The organism is Brevundimonas sp. KH_058 (genome assembly GCF_057838505.1).
Genome location: NZ_CM174469.1, coordinates 2175284 through 2197143, shown reverse-complemented (window position 1 = coordinate 2197143; position 21860 = coordinate 2175284). Strand labels below are relative to the sequence as shown.

The window sequence follows — 21860 nt, the reverse complement described above, 5'->3', positions numbered from 1 at the left end:
AGCGAGCGATTGCATGACCCGTATTATTGGGGGGTCGGAGCAGCCTCGTCGCCACCGTCAGCGGCAGGATCAGCCGCATCGACCGGAGGCGTGGCCGAGGTGTCAACCTGACCGTCGGTCGGATTGGCGACCGGGGGCGAGGCCGTGGTGGTGGTGGCCGCAGCCGGTTCGCCGCTCGGAGCGGTGGCGGCGGGCGCAACCTCTTCCGCAGGCGCGGCGGCTTCGGCAGGGGCTGCAGCTTCAGCCGGGGCGGCGGCCTCTTCATCGCCCATGGCGGCCATGGAGTTCGCCGGGTTCAGGACCTGATCGATCGGGAAGATGGCGCCGTTCGAGGCGTCCAGTTCGGCGCTGACCACGGTGGCGCCGTCAGCCTTGATCGCCGAGCCGGTGCCGTCCAGCAGGATCTGGCTATCGGCGGCGGTCGGCACGCCACCCTTCTTGCCTTGGATCTGGTCGGGCGTGACGTCGGCGACGATGACGTGATAGAGCAGCAGCTGACGCAGCTCGGCGGCATTGGCCGGGTCCATCAGACGCGTGCGATCCGCCTCAGGCAGGGCGGCGAAGGCCGCGTCGGTCGGGGCGAAGATCGAGATGGCCGGTCGCGTAGCCAGGGTGTCGGTCAGTTGCGCCGCATCGAGGGCCGCCAGAAGGGTGGTGAACTGGCCGCTTTCCTTCAGCTTGTCGACCACGGTCTCACCGGCGGCCGGCGTGGCCTCGGCGACTTCTGTCGCGGCCGGGGCGGTCGCCTGGGCGGTGGGCGCCGCAGCCTCGGGCGCGGCAGGCATGGATGGATCGGTCTGCGGCACCGGGGCCTCAGCCGGAGCGGGCGAGGTCGGCGGGGTGACTTCCTGAGCGAAGGCGGGAGCGGCCATCAGGGTGACGACGGCGGTTGCGGCAAGCAGTTTTGCACGAAGCATGGCGATATCCTTTTTCTGTTTGAGGATCGCTTCCGGGAGGTGGCGATCCGTTCCAGTCATCGGAACTGCGGACTCAAATCAGAACACCGTGATCTGGTTCCGAGATTTTGATACAATCGGTAACATTCGTGATGATCGAGGCGAGACCTTGGCGATATCCGCGCTACAGAGGGCGAATGGCCAGTATTCGGCCACAAACCTAGAACGCTACTGAACGGCTAGGCGCGTTGCTGTGACCCAGGCTGTTGGATGGGCGACGGCGAGCGTTCGCGCCGCCGCCTGGGCCGCCGCTTCGGTGAGATACAGGCCGAATACGGTCGCGCCCGAGCCGGACATGCGGGTCAGGGCGACCTGGGGCGTGGCGGAGACGGCGGCGAGCGCGTCCGCGATGGCGAGCGTCAGGGCCAGCGCGGGCGGCTGGAGGTCGTTGCGCTGAACCGACAGCCAGTCGATGACGGCGGCGACGGACCAGTCTTGCGGCGGATCGGGACGGTCGGACGAACGCATCGGTCCCGCATCATAGGCCCGGTAGACGGCGCCGGTCGGCGACGGGACGCCGGGGTTGAACAGGACGGCCGCCAGCGGCGGCAGGCGTGGCTCGTCGGTCAGCACGTCTCCCCTGCCCTCGGCCAAGGCGGTGCGCATGCGCAGGCACATGGGGCCGTCCGCGCCCACGACGCCCGCGACCGCCTCCAGCGCCGCATCGTCGATGTCCAGCGACAGGGCTTGACGCGCCAATTTAAGCGCCGCGCCCGCGTCGGACGACCCGCCGCCCAGCCCGGCCGCGATGGGCAGGCGCTTGTCCAGCGTCACCTTCAGCTTCGGCTCTGCGATGCCTGTGACCTCGCCCAGGCGCCGAAGTGCGCGCAGGATCAGGTTGTCGGGCGCAGCGCCCAACGCCTCGCCGAAAGGGCCGGTTACGGTCAGGGAAAGCCGGTCAGCGGGTTCGACGGAGACCTGATCCCCCACATCGGCGAAGGCGACCAGGCTGGACAAGGGGTGATAGCCGTCGGCGTCCACCGCCCCGACATGCAGGAACAGATTGATCTTGGCCGGAGCCAGGGCGGTGAGGGCAGGCATCAAATTTGACTACCTCAAGGTCCGATACGTTTCATCCGCTCATCCCCGCGAAAGCGGGGACCCAGTTCTTTCGCTTGGCAGTGCGTTGGACGAGCGCCGCTCAACGATCTTACGCACTGTTCGCCCAAAGCACTGGGTCCCCGCTTTCGCGGGGATGAGCGGATTTTAGGTTAGTTCGAAACGCCTTGAGCCGATGGAGTTCCATCCAGCCCATTGGCGATCTTGCGCTCGACATCGGCGCGGCGCTCGGGTTCGGGCTCCAGCACCAGGACGCGGTTCCACAGCCAGACGGCCTCACGTTCGCGGCCCACCCGCCAATAGGCGTCGCCGAGGTGGTCATTGATTTCGGCGTTGGCGGGTTCCTTGTCGACGGCCTGTTCCAGGGTGTCGACGGCGGTTTCGAACTGACCCTGCTTGAACTGGGCCCAACCCAGCGAGTCCTGGATGTTGCCGTTGTCGGGTTCCAGCGCGTGGGCGCGCGCGATCATGTCGGCGCCCTCCTGGACCCGCAGGCCCTTGTCGACCCACAGATAGCCCAGATAGTTCAGCATGTCGGCGTCGTTGGGCGCGGTCTGGAGGGCGGCCCACAGCTCGGCCTCGGCCTCGGGCGTGCGGCCCAGGGCCTCATAGGCGGCGCCGCGCAAGAAGTGGACGCTGGCGCCCTGATCGGCGGTGTTCAGCACCGGGCCGTCCAGCAGGGTCAGCGCCTCGTCATGCTGTTTCAACTGCATCAACTGACCCGCCAGGACCAGGGCGATGCGGCGGTCATCGGGGCTGGCGGCGGCGGCGCGGCGCAGTTCGGCCAGGGCGTTTTCCGACTGGCCGTCCTCTTCCAGCGCGATGGCCAGTTGGGCGCGGGCGGCGGCGTAGAGCTGGGGATCGTTGGTCCCGACGCGCGACAGGGCGCTGCGGGCGGCCGACTTCAGACCGGCGCGCGACAGGACCTGGGCCAGCTGGAACTCGGTCTCGTCGTCATCGTGCAGGTTCTGGGCGAGCCGCAGATAGACGGCGGCGAACTCATTGCCGCGCTCGGCCGAGGCCTGGGCGGCGGCGGTGATCAGGCCCTGCGCCGCACCTTCGCGGAAGTCGGGCAGGACCGGAGGCCGGCCGCCTTCGCGCACCCGCTGCAACGCGCGGACGACGCCGGGATCGACGGGCTGAACCGCGATCGCGGCCTGATACAGGGCGATGGCTTCGTCGCGACGGCCGCGCCGTTCCATGAACTCGCCATAGGGGCGTTTGAACAGGGCGCCGACCCCGGCCACGTCGGCGGCGGCCTTCAGCTCGACCTCGGCCTCGGCATAGTCGCGGCGCTTTTCCAGCAGGGCGGCGCGGTTCATGCGGGCGAAGGCCAGGGTCAGGGGATCGCCGCTGATGGGCGCAGGCTGAAGCGCGCGGGTCCAGTCCCCGGCCGCCGCCGCGATCCACGGCGCGACCAGCAGGCCGGCGCGGGCATGGGGAGAGCCGATGGGTTGCTGGGCCAGGGCGGCGTTGGGCGTCCTGGCGTCGCCGCGCACGAAGTCCTGAACCAGCCGGACCAGGCGTCCGCCCTCGACGAAGGCGGGCGAGGCGGTCGCATCGGTGGGGGCCAGCGCGGCCGCCACATCCAGATCGCCGGTCAGCAGGGCGGAGGTGAAGGCCTGTTCGCGCACGCGCGGCTGTTCCGGCGCCAGTTGCTCGGCCTGGGCCAGATAGTTCGAGCCGATCGCGCCTTCGCCCTGCATCAGGGCCAGCTTGCCCGCCAGATAGAGGCCATAGGCGCTGCGGCCCTCGGCGTTGGTCGGGATCGGCGCCCAGACCGCCGGGATCGGCGGCGTGACCGGGGCGTCGGTGATGATGATGTGGGGATCGGGCGCGGCGTCCTTGTTGGACGGCGCCTGATCCGAAGGCGCCTGGCCCGGCGTGGGCTCGCCGGGCGCAAGGATGATCGCCGGTGGATGGGTCTGCGGCGTCGGCGCGGGGGGCGTAGCTTCCTGCGCTGCGGCCTGCCCGGCCAAGGCCAGGGCAAGAACGGTCAGGGAGGCGGCGAACAGACGCGAATGAGGGGGGCGCGAACGGGAGGCGATCATGCCTCGACCCTTCACGCTTTCACCCGCCCCCGCAAGAGGACAGATGATTGCTTCCCCACTCCGCTCATCCCGGCGAAAGCCGGGACCCAGGCCTTTGGGCGAAAGGCGCCTGATGTCGGAGGCCGGAGGTCATCTGACGCACGGACGATGCGAAAGCACTGGGTCCCGGCTTTCGCCGGGATGAGCGGGTTGAAGGGGTTGTTCCGTCACATGTTCGGATAGTTGGGACCGCCGCCGCCTTCAGGCGTGGTCCAGACGATGTTCTGCGACGGATCCTTGATGTCGCAGGTTTTGCAGTGGACGCAGTTCTGGGCGTTGATGACGAAGCGCGGATCGGTCTTGGCGACCTCGTCCGCATAGACGACCTCGTACACGCCCGCCGGGCAGTAGAGCCGGGCCGGCTCGCCGTATTTGGGCAGGTTGACCTGGATCGGCTTGGACGGGTCCAGCAGCTTCAGGTGCGCGGGCTGGTCCTCGGCATGGTTGGTGTTGGAGATGAACACCGACGACAGCTTGTCGAACGACAGTTTCCCGTCCGGCTTGGGATAGCAGATTTCCTTGTGGTTCGCGGCCAGCTCGGTCGAGGCAGCGTCGGTCTTTTCGTGCTTCAGCGTCGGGATTGGCGACCAGCCGCCCAGCAGGGTGCGGCACCACATGTCGAACATGCCGAACGCCCCGCCCAGGGTCGTGCCGAACTTGGACAGCAGGGGCTTGGCGTTCTTGACGACGGACAGCTCCTTAAAGACCCAGCTCTTTTCGAAGGCGGTCTGATATTCGACCAGTTCGTCGCCGCTGCGCCCGGCCTGAACCGCGTCATAGGCGGCGTCGGCGGCCAGCATGCCGGTCTTCATCGCATTGTGGCTGCCCTTGATGCGGGGCACGTTCACGAAGCCGGCCGAGCAACCGATCAGGGCGCCGCCGGGGAACGACAGCTTGGGAATCGACTGCAACCCGCCCTCGGTGATGGCGCGGGCGCCGTAAGAGATGCGCGTGCCGCCTTCCAGGTGCGGGGCGATGGACGGGTGGTGCTTGAACCGCTGGAACTCGTCGAACGGCGACAGGAACGGGTTCTTGTAGTTCAGGTGGACCACATAGCCGACGGCCACGTAGCGGTCGCCGAAATGATACAGGAAGCTGCCGCCGCCGGTGTGCTCGTCCAGCGGCCAGCCGGTCGTGTGCTGGGCCAGGCCGGGCTGGTGCTGTTCCGCCGGAACCTGCCACAGCTCCTTCAGGCCGATGCCGTATTTCTGGGGCGACTTGCCGTCCTGAAGCCTGTGCTTAGCGATGATGGTCTTGGCCAGGGAGCCGCGCACGCCCTCGGCGATGAAGACATATTTGCCGTGCAATTCGATGCCGGGTTGCAAGTCGCCGGTCGGTTTGCCCTCGCGGTCGATGCCGAACACGCCGGCGACGACGCCCTTGACCCGACCCGTCTCTTCTTCCCAGACGACGTGGCTGGCGGCCATGCCGGGATAGACCTCGACGCCAAGCGCTTCCGCCTGTTCGCCCAGCCAGCGCGAGACGTTGCCCAGCGAGGCGATGTAGCAGCCGTGATTGTGCATGAAGGGCGGCAGCAGGGGCATGGGCAGGGACGCCTCGCCCTGCGGACCCAGCAGCAGGAATTTGTCCTTGGTGACCGGCGTCTCCAGCGGGGCGCCGCGTTCCTTCCAGTCGGGGAACAGCTCGTTCAGCGCCTTGGGATCGATGACCGCGCCCGACAGGATATGGCCGCCGACCTCGGCCGCCTTTTCCAGCACCGCAACGGAGATTTGATTGCCGTCCTTTTCCGCCCGCTGCTTCAGACGGATAGCGGCCGACAGGCCGGCCGGGCCGCCGCCGACGATCACGACATCGTATTCCATGACCTCGCGTTCGACGCCTTCCAGCGCCTGCAGCGGCGGCAGATTGTCGATGATCGCTTCCTGACGGGCGTTCTCCGCGCCGCCTTCGATGGCTTCTTCGGCCATGATTTCCCCTGAATCCCGGTTGTCCGTGTGGTTATGCCGCTTATCGGAAGGTGACGCGAGGGCGGTCAAGGCTTATCGGTAGCCCGAGACATGAACGCGCAACCCCATGACATCGCTGCAGTCGAAAGCCTGCTCGCCTTTTGGCGGGATGCGGGGGTGGACGCCTGCTACGGCGACGCGCCCGTCGATCACACCCATGTGGCCCCGCCGCCAGCGGTAAAAGCCGTGCAGAAGGCGACCGCCTCGGTCGTCATGCCGCTGGCCGGAGCGAACGCCGCCGACGCCATCGCCGAGGCGCGCCGACTGGCGGCCGGCGCGGCGACGCTTCAGGATCTGGCGGCGGCCGTCGCGGCGTTCGAGGGCTGTCCCCTGCGCGGCATGGGGGCGACCCAGTCGGTGTTCGGGCGCGGCAATCCCAACGCCTCGGTCCTGATCATCGGCGAAGGCCCCGGCGGGGACGAGGACCGGATGGGTCAGCCCTTCGTCGGCAAGGCCGGTCAACTGCTGGACCGGATGCTGGCGGCGGCGGGCCTGACCGACAAGGTCTTCATCACCAACACCGTCTTCTGGCGCCCGCCCGGTAATCGCACGCCCAGCCCGCAGGAGCAGGCGGTCTGCGCCCCCTTCGTTGAGCGCGCCTTCGCCCTGCTGCAACCCAAGGCCGTTTTGTTGCTGGGCGCGGCCTCGGCCAAGTCCGTGCTTCAGGCCGAAGAGGGGATCATGAAGCTGCGCGGCAATTGGAAGGAATGGCGTCTGGCCGAAGGCGCGGTGTCCGCCCCCGTCATGCCGACCCTGCACCCGGCCTTCCTGCTACGTCAGCCCCAGGCCAAGCGTCAGGTGTGGGCCGACCTGTTGGCGCTGTCCGTTCGCCTTGAAACGGACTCGGTTGAAGAACAAGGCTAATCGCTGCATGCTCGCATGCTGACGACCGATCGCCATACACGCGCCTAGTAGATTACGCGCGTCGCCAACGAGGGGGCCGCCGCTTATGTTTCTGTTCCGCCGCGCGTTCCTCGCGCCGACGCTTGCTGTGGCTTTCAGCGCCCTAGCGGGCGCGGCCATCGCCGAAACGCCTTACGGATCAACGGCCGAATCGAGCGCCAGTTCCACGCGGCCCACGGCCCTCAGCTCTGCGGACCGCATCTCCTACACCACCGCCTTCGACGCCCTGCGGCGCGGCGACATCGAGACCGCCCGCGCCTCGGCGCGCCAGGCGCAGGACCGGGTCCTGCTGGGTCAGGTCGAGTTCGAGAGCCTCTTCCACCCCGACCATGTCGCCACCTACGAAGAGCTGACGGCCTGGCTGGAGACCTATTCCGACCTCCCATGCGCGGACCGCGTCTATACGCTGGCGCTGCGTCGCCGCCCCGACGGCGCGCCCGAGCCGATGCGGCCCGGCGGCGTGATCGGCCGCACCTGGAACAGCCTGGTCACGGCCGTCTCGGGCGGCGGGGTCGACGATCCCGCGAAGGCCGCCCGCGTCGCCTATAACAACGATGACCTGACCGGCGCCTCGGCCATGGGCCGCCAGATCGGCGACTGGTGGACCGTCGGACTGGCGGAATGGCGCCTGGGCCAGTTCCATGAATCCTTCGCCGCCTTCGAGCGCGTGGCCAATGATCCGACCGAAGACCCCTGGGTTCGCGCCGGCGCCGCCTACTGGACCGCACGCGCAGCCGGCCAGTCGGGCCGCCAGGATCGCGTGACCGACTATCTGCGTCTGTCGGCCCAGTGGCCCGCCACCTTCTATGGTCAGATCGCCCTGCGTCAGCTGGGCGAGGAGCCGACCATCGAGAACATGGGGCCGCGCGCCTATGAGGCCGAGCCGCACCTGCGCCGCGCCGCCTATGTGCCCCAGAGCGCCGCCGTCGAGCCGACCGCGCTGGAAGCCTTTGTCCAGGCCGACGCCCGCGCCAAGCGCACTGTCGCCTTCTACGAGGTGGGACGCCGCGCCGACGCCGAGACCGAGCTGCGTTCGGGCCTGCGCACCGCCGTCGGCGACGCGGCCAAGATGTGGACGGCCCTGGCGCGCGCCATCATGCCGGTCGGCAATGCGGACGCGACCCGTATCGACGCGACCCGCTATCCGATGCCGGACCTGGCGCCCGAGGGCGGCTTCGTCATCGAGAAGTCGCTGGTCTATGCGCTGGCGCTCAAGGAAACCGACTTCAATCCCAACGCCCGCTCCAGCGTCGGCGCCTATGGGATCATGCAGGTGATGCCGACGACGGCGGCCGAGATGACGGGAGATCGCACCTTCGTCAGCGACCCGTCCAAGCTGCTGGTCCCGGCCGTGAACATGCGTCTGGGCCAGACCTACATCAACCGGATGCTGGCCTTGCCGGCCTTCCAGGGCGACCTGCTGCGGGCTGTGGCCTCCTACAACGCCGGGCCGGGTCCGATGCTGGCGGCGGTGCGCAAGCTGGGACCGGACGCCGATCCCCTGCTGCTGATCGAGACGATCGATGTACCCCAGGCGCGCGACTACGTCGAAAAGGTCGTGGCCAGCTACTGGATCTATCAGCGCCTGTTCGGCGGGCCGTTGAAGACGCTGGACGCCCTGGCGTCGGGCGCCAAGGCCGTGCCGGTCGCGCTGGACTATGTCGCCCCGCCGCCCCAGGCCGAGCCGGTCCTGATCGCCGAGGCGACCACCGTCGCCGGCGCGCGCTAGAAGACCGTAAACAGCAGGCTGGCCCAGAAGGCTGCGCCGATCAGGGCCGCCAGACCATAGCCCATCACCGGATGAATGCCGCGCGAGACGGGTTCGGCCGGATCGGTCGGGAGGGTCGGGCTTTTCATTCCCAACGGATAACAGCGTCCGTTTAACGCGGCGTCAGCCGGGATGGTTTTCGCCCGTTAAGCCCACGTCGAAGCCAAGGCCTCCGCCTCCCATTGGCGGAAGTCGGGGTGGTCAAGAAGGGCCGCGAGGTAGGTCACCGCCGTCCCGTCGTCGCCATGATCGGCAAGGTCGATCTGGAAATGCCGCACCCGCGCCGCGACCGGAGTGAAGAAGATATCGGCGATGCATCTCTGACCAAACAGCCAGGGACCGTCGATGCCGAAACGCCTGCGCATCTGACCGAACAGCGCGACCAGCCGCGCCAGGTCGCGGTCCAGCGCAGGATCGGACGGGGTCTCGGCCCGCGCCTCTCCCACCATCGGATGATCCGGCCCCGTGCCGCAGAAGCTGCGCAGCGCCGAGAATCCCGAATGCATCTCGGCCGTCGCGGACCGGGCCAGGGCGCGCGTCATGGGATCGGCGGGCCATAGCTTCGCCTGCGGATAGGTCTCCGCCGCCCATTCGGCGAGGCTGAGCGTGTCCCAGATCAACTCGCCGCCGACCCGCAGCGCCGGCACGAAGCCAGACGGCGACACGGCCTCCAGCGCCGCCTTGTGTTCCGGCGTGTCATAGCGGGCGTCGATGACGGAGAAGTCCGCGCCCGTCGCCTTCATCGTCAGCCAGCCGCGCAGCGACCAGGTCGAATAGGCCCGCGGCCCGATGATCAGTTCCATTGCAGGTCTCCCGTTCGCTCTCTCAATGGCTGGACGCCAGCTTCAGCACAACCAGTCCCGAGGCAATCAGGGTGACGCCCGCGATCCTGAGCGGCGTCAGCGGCTCGCCCAGAAAGACCGCGCCGACGACGAAGGCGCCCACCGCCCCGATCCCGGTCCAGATGGCATAGGCCGTGCCCAGCGGCAGGGTCTTCATCGCCATCGACAGCAGGCCGAACGATCCGATCATGAAGACCAGCATGCCGATGGTCGGCCACGGCTTGGTGAAACCGGCCGACGCCTTCATCAGAAAGGCCCAGACGACTTCGAGCAGGCCGGCGAAAAGAAGGAATATCCAGGCCATGACGGTCTCCCTTGCATGGCGAGCCGGGTCGTCCCGGCGGTCATGCCCGATGAAGGGAGAGGTCGTCCTCTGAACGGATATCTGGGACAGGCCGTCGCGAAGTCAAGCGACGAACCTTGACTCTGAAGCCCTTGAGACCGACACGACCCGCCCATGATCACGCGCTATTCCCGCCCCGTCGCCGCCGCCCTCTGGTCGCAAGAGACCAAATACAAGATCTGGTTCGAGATCGAGGCCCACGCCGCCACCAAGATGGCCGAGCTGGGCGTGATCCCGCAGGAGGCGGCCGACGCCATCTGGGCCAAGGGCAAGGATGCGACCTTCGACGCCGACCGCATCGACGAGATCGAACGCACCACCAAGCACGACGTCATCGCCTTCCTGACCCATGTGTCGGAAATCGTGGGCGAGGAAGCCCGCTTCCTGCACCAGGGCATGACCTCGTCGGACGTGCTGGACACCTGTTTCGCGGTCCAGCTGGCGCGCTCGTCGGACCTGCTGATCGACGGCGTCGACCGGGTTCTGGCCGCGCTGGAGAAACGCGCCAAGGAGCATAAACACACCCCGACCGTGGGCCGCTCGCACGGTATCCACGCCGAGCCGGTGACCTTCGGCCTGAAGCTGGCCGGCTATCATGCCGAGTTCCAGCGCGCCAAGCGCCGGCTGATCACCGCCAAGGAAGAGATCGCCACCTGCGCCATCTCCGGCGCCGTCGGCACCTTCGCCAACGTCGATCCGGCGGTCGAGCAGTATGTGGCCGACCAGATGGGCCTTCAGGTTGAGCCGGTCTCGACCCAGGTCATCCCGCGCGACCGTCACGCCGCCTTCTTCGCCGCCCTGGGCGTCGTCGCCTCGTCCGTCGAACGCCTCGCCGTCGAGATCCGCCACCTGCAACGCACGGAAGTCCTTGAAGCCGAGGAATTCTTCGACAAGGGCCAGAAGGGCTCGTCGGCCATGCCCCACAAGCGCAACCCAATCCTGACCGAGAACCTGACCGGCCTGGCCCGTCTGGTCCGTTCGGCCGTGATCCCGGCGATGGAGAACGTCGCCCTGTGGCACGAGCGCGACATCAGCCACTCGTCGGTCGAGCGCGGCATCGGCCCCGACGCCACCATCCATCTGGACTTCGCCCTGCAACGTCTGGCGAACGTGGTCGAGCGGCTGAACGTCTATCCTGAGAACATGCAGAAGAACATCGACCGCCTGGGCGGTCTGGTTCATTCGCAACGGGTCATGCTGGCCCTGACACAAGCCGGCATCTCGCGCGAAGACGCCTATGCCGCGGTGCAGGAGAACGCCATGAAGGTCTGGCGCGGCGAAGGGGTCTTCATCGACTTCCTGAAGGCCGACGCGCGCGTCACCCTGCCCGCCGATCAGCTGGAAGCCCTGTTCGACCTCGACTATCACACCAAGAACGTGGACGTGGTGTTCAAGCGGGTGTTCGGAGACTGAGACCATGAGCGAGCGCACGATCCGGCTCAATCCCCGGCTCGATCCCCGCGACTATGCGACGGCCTATGCGCGCGACGGCATGGTGCAGGTGCCAGACCTGCTGGACGAGGAAAGCGCCCAATGGCTGGACCTTGCGCTGGAACATGACACGGCTTGGCGCCTGTCGCTGAAGACCCCCGAAGGCGGCAAGCTGCTGTCGCCTCAGGAGATGGCCGAGTTGAGTCGTGAAGCGGTCACCGCCAGAATCCAGCACGCCTTGTCGGAAGCCCGCAGCGGATTCTCCTTCATCTATCTGGCCTATCCGATCATCCCGGCATTGCTGACCGGCCAGGACCAGGGTCACGCCACCCATGTCTTGCTGCAATTCTTCAACGACACGCCCTTCACCACCTTCGCCAAGGCGGTGACGGGCGAGGCCGGCGTGACCAAGATCGACGCCCAGGCGACCTGGTTCCGGCCCGGCGACTTCCTGACCCGGCATGACGACACGGGCGTGGGCGAACGGCGCGCGGCCTATACGCTGGGCCTGTCGCGCGACTGGCGGCCCGACTGGGGCGGTCAGTTGATGTTCCACGATGCGAACGGCGACATCGAGCGTGGTTTCAAACCGGGCTTCAACGTCTGGACCGTATTCAAGACGCCGCGGATGCACTCGGTCGCGCCGGTCGCCGCCTATGCCGGCGGCAAGCGTCGCTCGATCACCGGCTGGCTGCGCGACGACCCGCCGGTCAAGTGAAGGGCCCTACCGGCGACCGCAGGCAAGGCTTCGCTCCCGTGGTCGATGGGCAGACCCGACTGTTGATCCTCGGCAGCCTGCCCGGCGACGCCTCATTGAAGGCGGCGCAGTATTACGCCCATCCGCGCAACGATTTTTGGCCCCTGATCGGCGGGGTGCTGGGCGAAGACCTGGCCGCCCTGCCCTATGAGCGACGGCTCGAACGTTTGAAGGCGCGCGGCGTGGGTCTGTGGGACGTGATCGCTTCGGCAGAGCGATCGGGCAGTCTGGACGCGGCCATCCGCTCGCCGGAGGCGGCCGATCTGCGGGGGCTGGTCGAAAGCCTGCCCAACCTGCGGGCCGTCGCCTTCAACGGCGGGCTGGCGGCCCGGCTGGGGCGGCGCATCTTGAGCGATCTGGATAGCCTCGCCCTGGTCGATCTGCCGTCGTCCAGCCCCGCTCATGCAATATCCTTGTCGGCAAAGGCGGACAGCTGGGCCATACTGGGGAAGTTTCTCCCGGATAAGCCTGCCGCCTGATGATCCTGACCCTCTCCTGCCCCGACCGCCACGGCATCGTCGCGGCCGTTTCCGCCTTCCTTCTGGAGCGGGACGCCAACATCTCCGACGCCCAACAGTTCGGCGACGCCTCCAGCGCCACCTTCTTCATGCGGGTGGTGTTCGAGCCGGCGGACGGCGACGCCGAGACCGCGATACGCGACGCCTTCGCGCCCCTGGCCGAGCGGTTCGCCATGGACTGGACCCTGCGAGGTCCCGCGCCGCGCAAGGTGATGATCCTGGCGTCAAAGTTCGATCACTGTCTGGCCGACCTGCTGTACCGCTGGCGCATCGACGAACTGCCGATGCAGGTGACGGCGGTCGTGTCGAACCACCCGCGCGACCTGATCGGCCATGTCGATCTGGGCGACCTGCCCTTCCATCACCTGCCGGTCAGCGCGGCCGACAAGCCGGCGCAGGAGGCCGAACTGCTGCGGCTGATCGAGGAGACGGGCACCGAACTGGTCGTGCTGGCGCGCTACATGCAGGTTCTTTCCGACGACCTCAGTCGCAAGCTGGTGGGACGCTGCATCAACATTCACCACTCCTTCCTGCCCGGCTTCAAGGGCGCCCGCCCCTATCATCAGGCCCACGCGCGAGGCGTGAAGGTGATCGGCGCCACCGCCCACTATGTCACCCCCGACCTGGACGAAGGCCCCATCATCGAACAGGACGTCGAGCGGATCAGCCACCGCGACACGCCCGAAGATTTGATCCGAAAGGGGAGAGATATCGAGCGCCGCGTCCTGGCGCGCGCCGTTCGTCGCCATCTAGAAGATCGCGTTTTGCTGCACGGCACAAAGACGGTCGTGTTCGAAGACTGAATGGTGAAGCTGCGATTTCTTGACGCGGTCAGTGCATCCATTGTGTGGTCTCACGCGTAACGTTCCCGTTACCGCCTTGAGAGCGGCCCAAAGGGAACGAAACACAATGACCAATCTTCGCAATCTCATGCTCGTCGCCGTATCCGGCGGCGCGCTGATGGCGCTGGGCGCCTGCAACAACAACGAACCGGCGGCTGCGACCCCGGCTGAATCGACCGCCATGGCTCCGGCCGAGGGTGCTGCCATGGCTCCCGCGACCGATCCGATGGTAGGCGGCGCCGCCATGAGCCCCAACGAGACCATCGTCGCCAACGCGTCCAAGGCCTCCAACCTGACCACCCTGGTTTCGGCCGTGACCGCCGCGGGTCTGGTCGAGACGCTTCAGGGCCCCGGCCCCTTCACCGTCTTCGCGCCTGACAACGCCGCCTTCGAGAAGATCCCCGAGGCGACGCGCACCAGCCTGATGCAGCCGGCGATGAAGGCCGACCTGACCAAGATCCTGACCTATCACGTCGTGGCCGGTCGCCTGACGGCGGCTGACATCGCCGCCCAGGCCCAGGCCAACGGCGGAACCGCCACGCTGAAGACGGTTCAGGGCGAAGAACTGAAGGTTTCGGCCGGCCCGAACAACACCTGGGTCATCACCGACGCCAAGGGCGGCAAGTCCACCATCACCCAGGCCGACGTGGGTCAGTCCAATGGCGTAGTCCACGTCGTGGATACGGTCTTGATGCCGTAAAAAATAATCGCGTCTCACCCATTTAGGGCTGAAACCAAATCTGGGCGCCCGAGTTATTGAAGGGCGCGAGACGCACAGTACGCCGGGTGAGACATCCCCCAACGTCCCCGGCAAAAAAGAAAGGGCCGCACTTTCCCCCGGGTGCGGCCCTTTCGAATTCTCAGGAATCAGCCCGAAGGCCTAAGACTTACTCGCCGGCACGTATGCCTTCGCGGGCGATCGAAGCCAGTTCGTCGATCTTGGAGCGAATCTCGCCTTCCGACACCGACAAGCCCGAGGCCTTGAAGTCGCCGGCGACCTTGCGGAACACGTCCTCGTCGCCTGGCTGCTCGAAATCGGCGCGCTCGACGGCGGCGGCATACTGATCCGCGCTCTCGCTCGATAGGCCCATCTTTTCGGCAGCCCACAGGCCCAGCATCCGGTTGCGCCGGGCGATGGCCTTGAACTCCTGCTCCTGATCGAGGGCGAACTTGGCCTCGAAGGCCTTTTCCCGATCGTCGAAGGTCGTCATTTCGCTCAGCATAGCTCCGTACGCCCCGCTAACGTCGGGGCAAGGGCCGTCTATAGACCGCCCATCCCTGAACGCAACATGACTTCACTCGGGTGGACATCCTGTCCCCATCCTTTGCACCCTTCGCCATCCTCATTTGTATCGCGGCTCGCCATCGGCTAAGGAGACCCCGAACGAGATTGACTGCCCGAACGATTCCGAAACGCGCCGCCAGGACCGGGTCTTCCCCTCCATCATGGCCGCGCGATTTTTGTTTCTGGAGGGCGCCCGTAAGCGGGACCGGACGATGAACAGCAAGCGCAAGAAAATCTACGAAGGCAAGGCCAAGATCCTTTACGAAGGACCAGAGCCCGGCACCCTGATCCAGTATTTCAAGGACGACGCCACTGCGTTCAACGCGCAGAAGAAGGCCGTCCTCGAAGGCAAGGGCGTGGTCAACAACCAGATCAGCGAATTCATCATGTCGCGCCTGAATGGCATCGGCGTGACCAACCACTTCATCAAGCGCCTTAACCTGCGCGAGCAGCTGATCCGCGAAGTCGAGATCATTCCGCTGGAAGTCGTCTGCCGCAACATCGTCGCCGGCTCGATGAGCCAGCGCCTGGGCATCGAGGAAGGCACGCCGCTGCCCCGCTCGATCATCGAATTCTACTACAAGAAGGATGAGCTCAACGACCCGATGGTCACCGAAGAGCATATCACCGCCTTCAACTGGGCCTCGACCCAGGAGCTGGACGACATGCTGGCGATGACGGTGCGCGTGAACGACTATCTGTCGGGCATGTTCGGCGCCGTCGGCATCACCCTGGTGGACTTCAAGATCGAGTTCGGCCGCGTCTGGGAAAACGACTTCAGCCGCGTGCTGCTGGCCGACGAGATCAGCCCCGACAGCTGCCGCCTGTGGGACACCACCACCGGCGAGAAGCTGGACAAGGACCGCTTCCGCCGCGACCTGGGCAATGTCATCGAGAGCTATACCGAAGTCGCGCGTCGCCTGGGCATCATGAAGGGCATGCCGACAGTGATCCAGGGCGGCCTGCATTGATGAGCAGCGTCGAAGAGACCGGAGCCGTGTTCGCCCACGACGTCGACATGACGGGCGTCGCACGGTTTCGCCACTTCGGCGCAGAAGGTCCCCTCTACGAAATCCTCGGTCCCAGCGGCGACGACAGGGTTCGGATTCGTGTCGTCCAAAGCGGCGAGGAACTGACCTATCCCGCCGCTGCCGCCCGACAGGATCCCAAGGCCTGATGTTCGCCATCGCTTTCGACCTGGTGGTGGCCGAAACGGAAGCCGTCCATCCGAAAGGCGTGACCCAGGCCTATGACGAGATCGGCCGCACGCTCAAGCGTTACGGCTTTGCTCGCATCCAGGGCAGCGGCTACGTCACCGAGGTCGAGGACCTGGCCAATCTGCTTCAAGCCATGAACGCGCTGAAGGCGCTGACCTGGTTCCCACAATGTGTTCGGGATGTTCGAGCCTTCCGCATCGAACAATGGTCCGACTTCACCCCCTTCATGAAAGGTAACGGCTGATGGCCAAAATCAAGGTTCACGTCTTCCTCAAGCCCGGCGTCCTGGACGTTCAGGGCAAGGCCGTCGAGGGCGCGCTGCAGGGTCTGGGCTGGTCGGGCGTCTCGAACGCCCGCGTCGGCAAGCTGATCGAGTTCGACCTCGCCGGCGCCGAAGACCCCCAGGCCGAGGCTAAGAAGATGTGCGAGCAACTGCTCGCCAATACGGTGATCGAAAGCTACCGCATCGAGGCGGCCTGACACTGACTGTTGAATGTAATGCATGATCGCATTACATTGACGAGATGACCACGCTGACCGTCACGAGCCGAGGCCAGGTGACCTTCCGCAAGGAGGTGTTGCAGCATCTCGGCATCCAGCCGGGGCAGAAGATCCGTCTGGATCTGCTGCCTGACGGGCGCGCGGAGCTGAGCGCCGAACAGATGACCGGCTCATGGTCCGACCTGTCCGGTTTCCTGAAGGGCCGGACGAACGGCGCGCGCCTGTCGATCGAAGAAATCGGCGCCCTGACCGCGCAGGCCGGCGAAGCCCCCGAGCAGCCGTGAACATCACCGCCGACACCAATGTCCTGTTACGGGCCGTCGTCGGCGACGACGAAGACCAGCAGCGTCTGGCGGTCGAGGCCCTGGAGACCGCAGATCGGGTCGCGGTCAGCACCCAATCCCTTTGCGAGTTCGCCTGGGTTCTGGCGCGGGGCTATCGCGCCTCTCGCGAGGACATCGCCACCGCCATTCGTCGTCTGCTGGATATGCGCAACATTTCGGTGGATCGCACGGCCGCCGAGGCCGGCCTCGCCGTGCTGGAAGCGGGCGGCGATTTCGCGGACGGCGTCATCGCCCATGACGGACAATGGCTGGGCGGGGAAACCTTCGTCTCGTTCGACGTTCAGGCGGTGCGGCTCTTGCATCGCAACGGCGTGAAAGCGCGCCTCCTGTCCGCCGCCTGATTTCTACAGTCCCGAGAAAGCCCCTTCAAATGACCTTCACCCTCACCTCCACCGACATTCAGGACGGCGGCGTGCTGCCGGACGCCCAGGTTCATGCCAAGGGCAATGTCTCGCCGCACCTTGCCTGGTCCAGCGCGCCGGAGGGTACGAAGAGCTATGCGATCACCTGCTATGATCCCGATGCGCCGACCGGCTCGGGCTTCTGGCACTGGACCGTGGCCAATATTCCCGCCGACGTGACCGAACTGGCCAGCGGGGCCGGATCGGCCGGCGGACACCTGCCGCACAGCGCCATCCAGGGCCGCACCGACTATGGCCAGGCCGGCTTTGGCGGCGCTGCGCCGCCTCCCGGCCATGGTCCGCACCGATACATCTTCACGGTCTTCGCCGTGGATGTGGAAAGCCTGGACGTCACGGCCGACAACTCGGGCGCCGTGTTCGGCTTCAACCTGCACTTCCACACCCTGGCTAAGGCCTCGATCACGGCGACCTACGAAAACAAGGGCTGATCGGCCGGCCGCCCTTGTCGTGTCATGAACGCTGATTAGGTTGCAGCGCAACATGACAGACGCCGCCCTCGACACCGCCCTTCCCGTCCGCTCGCGCGGGGCGGTCGCCCTCGTGCTGATCGCCCTGGCCATGGGTGGGTTCGCCATCGGCGTGACCGAGTTCGCGGCCATGAGCATCCTGCCCGACTTCGCCGCCGGCCTGGGCGTCGATGCGCCGACTGCCGGCCATGTCATCAGCGCCTATGCAGCCGGCGTCGTGGTGGGGGCGCCGATCCTGGCGGTGCTGGGGGCGCGGCTGCCGCGCTGGCATCTGCTGATCGGCTTCATGGCCCTGTTCGCCGTCGGCAACGTGCTCAGCGCGCTTGCGCCCACCTATGGCTGGATGCTGGTGTTCCGCTTCCTCAGCGGCCTGCCGCACGGCGCCTATTTCGGGGTGGCGGCCCTGGTGGCGGCCTCCATCGTGCCGCTGCATTTCCGCACGCGGGCGGTGTCGACCATACTGATGGGGCTGACGGTCGGGACGGTGCTGGGCGTGCCCGTCGTCAACATCATCAGCCATGCCTATGGCTGGCGCTGGACCTTCGCCATCGTAGGCATGCTGGCGGTCATCACCATGGCTCTGGTCGCCCTGTTCGCGCCGCGCGATCCGGCGCATCCCGACGCCAGCCCCTGGCGCGAGCTGGGCGCGCTGAAGCGGGGGCAGGTCTGGCTGACGCTGGGTGTCGGCGCCGTGGGTTTCGGCGGCATGTTCGCCGTCTATGCCTATCTGGCCTCGACGCTGCAGGCGTTGACGGGCGCGGGCGTCGAGGTCATGCCCTGGGTCTTCGCGGTGTTCGGCGTCGGCATGTTCCTGGGCAATATCCTGGGCGCGTGGGCGGCGGACCATGTGGGGTTCAAGGCGGCCGGCGGCCTGTTGCTGTGGAGCGCGGCGGCTCTGGCGCTTTATCCCATGGCGGCGTCGAATCTTTGGGCGGTGATGGGGGTGGTCTTCCTGATCGGCGGCGGCGGCGGACTGGGCTCGGTGTTGCAGACAAGGCTGATGGATGTCGCCGGCGACGCCCAGACCTTGGCGGCGGCGCTGAACCATTCGGCGTTCAACACCGCCAACGCCATCGGCCCCCTGCTGGGCGGCATGGCGATCGCTGCGGGTTACGGCTGGACCTCGACCGCCTGGGTCGGCGTCGGCCTGTCGCTGGGCGGGTTCGCCATCTTCATCGTGGCCTGGCTGACGGGTCGGGCGCGCGTGACGGCCTGACAAGCCAAAAGAACCCTGCTAAAGGGCCGCGCCATGAGCGCAGCCGTCATCGTCTTCCCCGGTTCCAACTGTGATCGCGACTGCAAGGTCGCCGTCGAACGCTCCACCAGCGAGCCCGTCTCCATGGTGTGGCATGCCGAGACCGAACTGCCCAAGGGCCTGGACCTGATTGTCATTCCCGGCGGCTTTTCCTATGGCGACTATCTGCGGTGCGGCGCCATGGCGGCCCAGTCGCCGGTGATGCAGGCGGTCAAGAAGGCCGCGGAAGACGGAGTCGCCGTGGTCGGCATCTGCAACGGCTTCCAGATCCTGTGCGAGGCCGGCATGCTGCCGGGCGCCCTGCTGCGCAACAAGGGCCTGAAATACGTCTGCAGACCCATCGCCCTGACGGTCGCCAACGGCCAGACCCGGTTCACCGCCGGCTATCAAGGCCAGGCCGAAGTGACGATGACACAAGGCAATGGCGACGGAAACTTCTTCGCCGAAGCCGAGACCCTGGCCCGGATCGAGGGCGAGGGGCAGGTCGTGTTCCGCTACGTCGACAACCCCAACGGCTCGGTCAACGACATCGCGGGCATCCAGAACGCGCGCGGCAACGTCCTGGGCATGATGCCCCATCCCGACCGCGCTTTTGAGGCAGAACTGGGCTCGGCCGACGGCGCGACGCTGTTCAAGAGCATCTATGCCGCCGCTTGACGGCAATCGCGAGTTGGTCGGCACGGCGAGAGCTGGGCGATGATGTCCGTGCTAGCGAAAATCCGCTGACACCTGCACACCGGCCGCCTTGTTCGCTTCGCCGTCAATTTCAAGGTCGAACCTTGAGCCCGTCTAGATATCCTTGATCTGAGCGCGTCCGTCCGAAAGGTCTGCGGCCGCGTCGTCTTCGACCTCTTCGTCGTCGAACGCCTTTTCACCGGCCTCGCGCTGGGCGGCCAGTTCACGGGCGCCGACGCCCAGGCCTTGCTCGATGGCGCGGTTGGCTTCGACCTCTTCTTCGAACGAGGGTTGGTCGTTGTCGATATCGGCCATGGGAGTTTCCTGTGTTGAGGGATCATCCTGACAACCGTTCGGTCCCGGCGATTGTTCCTACCGACCGAAAAACGGCTCCAGGCTGGCGCGCGACAGGGGGCGGAAGATTAGGAACTGGCCGCCGACCGTCACGGTGATCTCGTGCGCCTGGGGGCGTTGCAGCAGGGCGGGATCGTCCAGCGAGACCGCACGACCCGAGGCGATGTCGCGCGCATCCAGCGGCGGCAGGGTCGGCCGACCCTCAGCCGAGGCCAGGACCGACAGGAATCCGCGCACCTCATTGGCCTGTTGCTCTGGCGTCAGGGCGGCGCGGACGCGGGTCCATGCCGCCTGGACCGACGCCGTCAGGGTCGAGGCATTTTGCGCCCGCCCCTCGCCCACGACCGCAACGGCGGCGAAGGACGCGAGGCACAGGCAAAGAAGGCGGACCCGGAGCGTCATGTCCCACAAGATGAAGCCGCCGCTCGCCAATGCAAGCTTCACTTTTCTGGCTTTCGGGGTGAACCTTCTGTCGGTTCGGCGCGTAAAGGCCGGATAAGCGTCGCACTGGAATCCGAATGTCCTCCATCATCCGCCCCACGCCCCGCCAGCGCACCCGGCGCCTGATCGTTCTGCTCGCCGCCCTGTTCGCCATCGTCGTGCCCGTGGTTCAGAACCTGGCTGGCCTGGGTCTGAATCAGGCCGAGTTCGCCGCCGACGGCAACACCACCCTGCGGGTCGCCGGTTACGCCTTCTCGATCTGGGGTTTGATCTATATCGGCATCCTGGCCTATGCGATCCGCCAGGCCCTGCCTCAAACGGGCGAGAGCCCGCTGTTAGGCCGGATGGGCTTGCCGTCCGCCGTCGCCTTCTTCGGCATCGGCTTCTGGATCATCGTGGCGGCCATGAACCTGAAGGCCGCCAGCGTCGGGGTGATCTTCGCCTCTCTGATCGCCCTGCTGCTGCCGCTGCTGGCGGTGTCGGGACATATCCGCGCGCTGCGGCTGATGGATCGCGAGCGCATCCTGCTGGCCTGGCCGCTCGCCGCTTTGGCCGGCTGGCTGACTGTGGCCGCGCCGCTGAACCTGATCACGACGGTTACGGCGTTCGACGCCCTGCCCGCCGGCCTGTCGCCCAGCCTGTGGGCCATCGTCGCCATCGTTTCGGTCGTGGTCGTCGCCCTGGCGGTGACGGCGGTCCTGAGGACGATGGCCTATCCGCTGCCGACCGCCTGGGGCCTGCTGGGCGCCTTCGTCGCCGAACAGGCGGACAAGCCCGCCGTCGCCTTCACCGCCCTGGCCGGCGCCATCGTCCTGCTGATCGGCGGGCTGCTGCTGACCTTCCGCCTGCGGCCGGGCGTCGAACGCGCCCGCTAAGCCTCGGACCCTCTACTCCCCGCTCATCCCGGCGAAAGCCGGGACCCAGTTCTGTCGCATCCTCATTGCGTCAGATGACCACCGACCCGTGATCTCAAGCAACTTGCGCCCAAAGCACTGGGTCTCGGCTTTCGCCGGGATGAGCGGAAAAGAGATTGATCAGGGTTTCGGCGTGTCGGTTATGGCGTCGTCCTTAGGGTCGTGATCGTCGGCGTCGACGTCGAAGGCGCCGCTTTCATCGAAGCCGACGCTGCCGACCCCGACGGCCGAGCCGGTCAGTCGCTGACGACGGCTGGCCAGGGCAGCTTCTGGCGCCGCCGCATCCATCTCCGCCGTCGTTTCGGGATCGTTCGAGCGATCCATCTGCTGGCCTGAGGCCGGGACGATGCGGTCTGTGTGGGGCTTGCTCATGCCGCATCCTCCTCGGTGTCGGCGGCCTGTTTCTGGGCCTTTTCGGCCAGGGCGGACGCGCCGGCGTCGTCTGCGGCGATCTCGGGCAGATCCTCGTCTTCGGGTGTTGCGGCGGGGTCGATGGGCGCAGCGGTCAT

The 21860-nt window shown here is 66.8% G+C and carries 29 protein-coding genes; 17 read left to right on the top strand and 12 right to left on the bottom strand.

From position 1 onward, the window contains the following. Nucleotides 1-23: 23 nt before the first annotated feature. The 4 genes from AC3ISA_RS10665 to AC3ISA_RS10650 all read right to left on the bottom strand — a co-directional run bounded on the left by AC3ISA_RS10665 (nucleotide 24) and on the right by AC3ISA_RS10650 (nucleotide 5928). Nucleotides 24-917, bottom strand: a complete 894-nt coding sequence (locus AC3ISA_RS10665) for a fasciclin domain-containing protein (protein ID WP_489177865.1) — start codon at nucleotides 915-917, stop codon at nucleotides 24-26. A gap of 207 nt (nucleotides 918-1124) precedes the next feature. Beyond that, nucleotides 1125-1997, bottom strand: coding sequence for a 4-(cytidine 5'-diphospho)-2-C-methyl-D-erythritol kinase (locus AC3ISA_RS10660; RefSeq protein ID WP_489177864.1), 873 nt, complete (start codon nucleotides 1995-1997; stop codon nucleotides 1125-1127). A gap of 170 nt (nucleotides 1998-2167) precedes the next feature. Then, complete coding sequence (locus AC3ISA_RS10655) at nucleotides 2168-4066, bottom strand: tetratricopeptide repeat protein (RefSeq protein WP_489177863.1); 1899 nt, start codon at nucleotides 4064-4066, stop codon at nucleotides 2168-2170. A gap of 206 nt (nucleotides 4067-4272) precedes the next feature. Beyond that, nucleotides 4273-5928 carry an electron transfer flavoprotein-ubiquinone oxidoreductase gene (locus AC3ISA_RS10650; protein WP_489180096.1) on the bottom strand — a complete coding sequence of 552 codons (1656 nt, stop codon included), beginning with the start codon at nucleotides 5926-5928 and terminating at the stop codon, nucleotides 4273-4275. Nucleotides 5929-6123: 195 nt separating this feature from the next. On the opposite strand from AC3ISA_RS10650, the gene AC3ISA_RS10645 reads away from it, so the two are divergent. Next, the gene (locus AC3ISA_RS10645) at nucleotides 6124-6936 is read left to right on the top strand and encodes a uracil-DNA glycosylase (protein ID WP_489177862.1); all 813 of its coding nucleotides are present in this window, start codon (nucleotides 6124-6126) and stop codon (nucleotides 6934-6936) included. Between the two features lie 127 nt (nucleotides 6937-7063). Then, on the top strand, nucleotides 7064-8704 hold the full coding sequence (locus AC3ISA_RS10640) for a lytic transglycosylase domain-containing protein (protein ID WP_489177861.1): 1641 nt from the start codon (nucleotides 7064-7066) through the stop codon (nucleotides 8702-8704). On the opposite strand, the gene AC3ISA_RS10635 is transcribed toward AC3ISA_RS10640, so the two are convergent. Genes AC3ISA_RS10635 through AC3ISA_RS10625 form a run of 3 tightly spaced genes read right to left on the bottom strand, consistent with a single transcriptional unit; the run spans nucleotide 8701 to nucleotide 9889 of the window. Beyond that, on the bottom strand, nucleotides 8701-8832 hold the full coding sequence (locus AC3ISA_RS10635; RefSeq protein ID WP_372694152.1) for a hypothetical protein: 132 nt from the start codon (nucleotides 8830-8832) through the stop codon (nucleotides 8701-8703). The two genes, AC3ISA_RS10640 and AC3ISA_RS10635, sit on opposite strands and share 4 nt — an antisense overlap. A gap of 57 nt (nucleotides 8833-8889) precedes the next feature. Then, nucleotides 8890-9546: a glutathione S-transferase gene (locus AC3ISA_RS10630; RefSeq protein WP_489177860.1), complete on the bottom strand. Its 657-nt coding sequence runs from the start codon at nucleotides 9544-9546 to the stop codon at nucleotides 8890-8892. A gap of 22 nt (nucleotides 9547-9568) precedes the next feature. Then, nucleotides 9569-9889, bottom strand: a complete 321-nt coding sequence (locus AC3ISA_RS10625; RefSeq protein ID WP_489177859.1) for a DMT family transporter — start codon at nucleotides 9887-9889, stop codon at nucleotides 9569-9571. Between the two features lie 153 nt (nucleotides 9890-10042). Here AC3ISA_RS10625 and purB point away from each other — a divergent pair, with 153 nt between their 5' ends. The 5 genes from purB to AC3ISA_RS10600 all read left to right on the top strand — a co-directional run bounded on the left by purB (nucleotide 10043) and on the right by AC3ISA_RS10600 (nucleotide 14176). After that, nucleotides 10043-11341 (top strand): adenylosuccinate lyase, encoded by a 1299-nt coding sequence (gene purB, locus AC3ISA_RS10620; protein ID WP_489177858.1) that lies wholly within the window; start codon nucleotides 10043-10045, stop codon nucleotides 11339-11341. 4 nt (nucleotides 11342-11345) lie between these two features. Beyond that, nucleotides 11346-12077 (top strand): 2OG-Fe(II) oxygenase, encoded by a 732-nt coding sequence (locus tag AC3ISA_RS10615; protein WP_372694160.1) that lies wholly within the window; start codon nucleotides 11346-11348, stop codon nucleotides 12075-12077. Then, nucleotides 12074-12595: a DNA-deoxyinosine glycosylase gene (locus AC3ISA_RS10610; protein WP_489177857.1), complete on the top strand. Its 522-nt coding sequence runs from the start codon at nucleotides 12074-12076 to the stop codon at nucleotides 12593-12595. Before AC3ISA_RS10615 ends, AC3ISA_RS10610 begins: the two co-directional genes overlap by 4 nt. Next, nucleotides 12595-13437 (top strand): formyltetrahydrofolate deformylase, encoded by an 843-nt coding sequence (purU, locus tag AC3ISA_RS10605; RefSeq protein ID WP_489177856.1) that lies wholly within the window; start codon nucleotides 12595-12597, stop codon nucleotides 13435-13437. The genes AC3ISA_RS10610 and purU overlap by 1 nt, the downstream gene beginning before the upstream one ends. Before the next feature lie 106 nt (nucleotides 13438-13543). Continuing rightward, nucleotides 13544-14176 (top strand): fasciclin domain-containing protein, encoded by a 633-nt coding sequence (locus AC3ISA_RS10600; RefSeq protein WP_159849544.1) that lies wholly within the window; start codon nucleotides 13544-13546, stop codon nucleotides 14174-14176. Between the two features lie 187 nt (nucleotides 14177-14363). Here AC3ISA_RS10600 and AC3ISA_RS10595 read toward each other — a convergent pair whose 3' ends face one another. After that, the gene (locus AC3ISA_RS10595) at nucleotides 14364-14687 is read right to left on the bottom strand and encodes a DUF1476 domain-containing protein (protein ID WP_489177855.1); all 324 of its coding nucleotides are present in this window, start codon (nucleotides 14685-14687) and stop codon (nucleotides 14364-14366) included. Between the two features lie 286 nt (nucleotides 14688-14973). Here AC3ISA_RS10595 and purC point away from each other — a divergent pair, with 286 nt between their 5' ends. From purC to purQ, 9 genes are read left to right on the top strand one after another with little or no spacing between them, the layout of a single operon-like run. Beyond that, nucleotides 14974-15732 carry a phosphoribosylaminoimidazolesuccinocarboxamide synthase gene (gene purC, locus AC3ISA_RS10590; protein WP_159849540.1) on the top strand — a complete coding sequence of 253 codons (759 nt, stop codon included), beginning with the start codon at nucleotides 14974-14976 and terminating at the stop codon, nucleotides 15730-15732. After that, the gene (locus tag AC3ISA_RS10585; RefSeq protein ID WP_372694170.1) at nucleotides 15732-15938 is read left to right on the top strand and encodes a DUF5397 family protein; all 207 of its coding nucleotides are present in this window, start codon (nucleotides 15732-15734) and stop codon (nucleotides 15936-15938) included. Before purC ends, AC3ISA_RS10585 begins: the two co-directional genes overlap by 1 nt. Further along, the gene (locus tag AC3ISA_RS10580) at nucleotides 15938-16222 is read left to right on the top strand and encodes a virulence factor (protein ID WP_372694172.1); all 285 of its coding nucleotides are present in this window, start codon (nucleotides 15938-15940) and stop codon (nucleotides 16220-16222) included. Before AC3ISA_RS10585 ends, AC3ISA_RS10580 begins: the two co-directional genes overlap by 1 nt. Next, nucleotides 16222-16458 carry a phosphoribosylformylglycinamidine synthase subunit PurS gene (purS, locus tag AC3ISA_RS10575; RefSeq protein WP_372694174.1) on the top strand — a complete coding sequence of 79 codons (237 nt, stop codon included), beginning with the start codon at nucleotides 16222-16224 and terminating at the stop codon, nucleotides 16456-16458. Before AC3ISA_RS10580 ends, purS begins: the two co-directional genes overlap by 1 nt. Before the next feature lie 44 nt (nucleotides 16459-16502). Beyond that, nucleotides 16503-16763 carry an AbrB/MazE/SpoVT family DNA-binding domain-containing protein gene (locus AC3ISA_RS10570; RefSeq protein ID WP_372694176.1) on the top strand — a complete coding sequence of 87 codons (261 nt, stop codon included), beginning with the start codon at nucleotides 16503-16505 and terminating at the stop codon, nucleotides 16761-16763. After that, nucleotides 16760-17164 carry a type II toxin-antitoxin system VapC family toxin gene (locus tag AC3ISA_RS10565; RefSeq protein ID WP_372694178.1) on the top strand — a complete coding sequence of 135 codons (405 nt, stop codon included), beginning with the start codon at nucleotides 16760-16762 and terminating at the stop codon, nucleotides 17162-17164. Before AC3ISA_RS10570 ends, AC3ISA_RS10565 begins: the two co-directional genes overlap by 4 nt. 29 nt (nucleotides 17165-17193) lie before the next feature. Further along, the gene (locus tag AC3ISA_RS10560; RefSeq protein ID WP_489177854.1) at nucleotides 17194-17673 is read left to right on the top strand and encodes a YbhB/YbcL family Raf kinase inhibitor-like protein; all 480 of its coding nucleotides are present in this window, start codon (nucleotides 17194-17196) and stop codon (nucleotides 17671-17673) included. 52 nt (nucleotides 17674-17725) lie between these two features. Then, nucleotides 17726-18928, top strand: coding sequence for an MFS transporter (locus AC3ISA_RS10555; RefSeq protein WP_489177853.1), 1203 nt, complete (start codon nucleotides 17726-17728; stop codon nucleotides 18926-18928). A 33-nt stretch (nucleotides 18929-18961) separates the two neighbouring features. Beyond that, nucleotides 18962-19624 (top strand): phosphoribosylformylglycinamidine synthase subunit PurQ, encoded by a 663-nt coding sequence (purQ, locus tag AC3ISA_RS10550; RefSeq protein ID WP_489177852.1) that lies wholly within the window; start codon nucleotides 18962-18964, stop codon nucleotides 19622-19624. 132 nt (nucleotides 19625-19756) lie between these two features. Here the strand turns inward: purQ and AC3ISA_RS10545 are convergent, their stop codons facing one another. Then, entirely contained in the window at nucleotides 19757-19957 is a 201-nt protein-coding gene (locus AC3ISA_RS10545; RefSeq protein WP_489177851.1) for a hypothetical protein, read from the bottom strand. Between the two features lie 57 nt (nucleotides 19958-20014). Further along, nucleotides 20015-20440 carry a hypothetical protein gene (locus AC3ISA_RS10540; RefSeq protein WP_489177850.1) on the bottom strand — a complete coding sequence of 142 codons (426 nt, stop codon included), beginning with the start codon at nucleotides 20438-20440 and terminating at the stop codon, nucleotides 20015-20017. A 74-nt stretch (nucleotides 20441-20514) separates the two neighbouring features. Between AC3ISA_RS10540 and AC3ISA_RS10535 the strand changes: the two genes are divergently transcribed. Further along, entirely contained in the window at nucleotides 20515-21312 is a 798-nt protein-coding gene (locus tag AC3ISA_RS10535) for a hypothetical protein (RefSeq protein ID WP_489177849.1), read from the top strand. Between the two features lie 159 nt (nucleotides 21313-21471). On the opposite strand, the gene AC3ISA_RS10530 is transcribed toward AC3ISA_RS10535, so the two are convergent. Further along, nucleotides 21472-21723 carry a Tat pathway signal protein gene (locus AC3ISA_RS10530; RefSeq protein ID WP_489177848.1) on the bottom strand — a complete coding sequence of 84 codons (252 nt, stop codon included), beginning with the start codon at nucleotides 21721-21723 and terminating at the stop codon, nucleotides 21472-21474. Then, nucleotides 21720-21860 (bottom strand): hypothetical protein, encoded by a 141-nt coding sequence (locus AC3ISA_RS10525; protein WP_489177847.1) that lies wholly within the window; start codon nucleotides 21858-21860, stop codon nucleotides 21720-21722. The genes AC3ISA_RS10530 and AC3ISA_RS10525 overlap by 4 nt, the downstream gene beginning before the upstream one ends.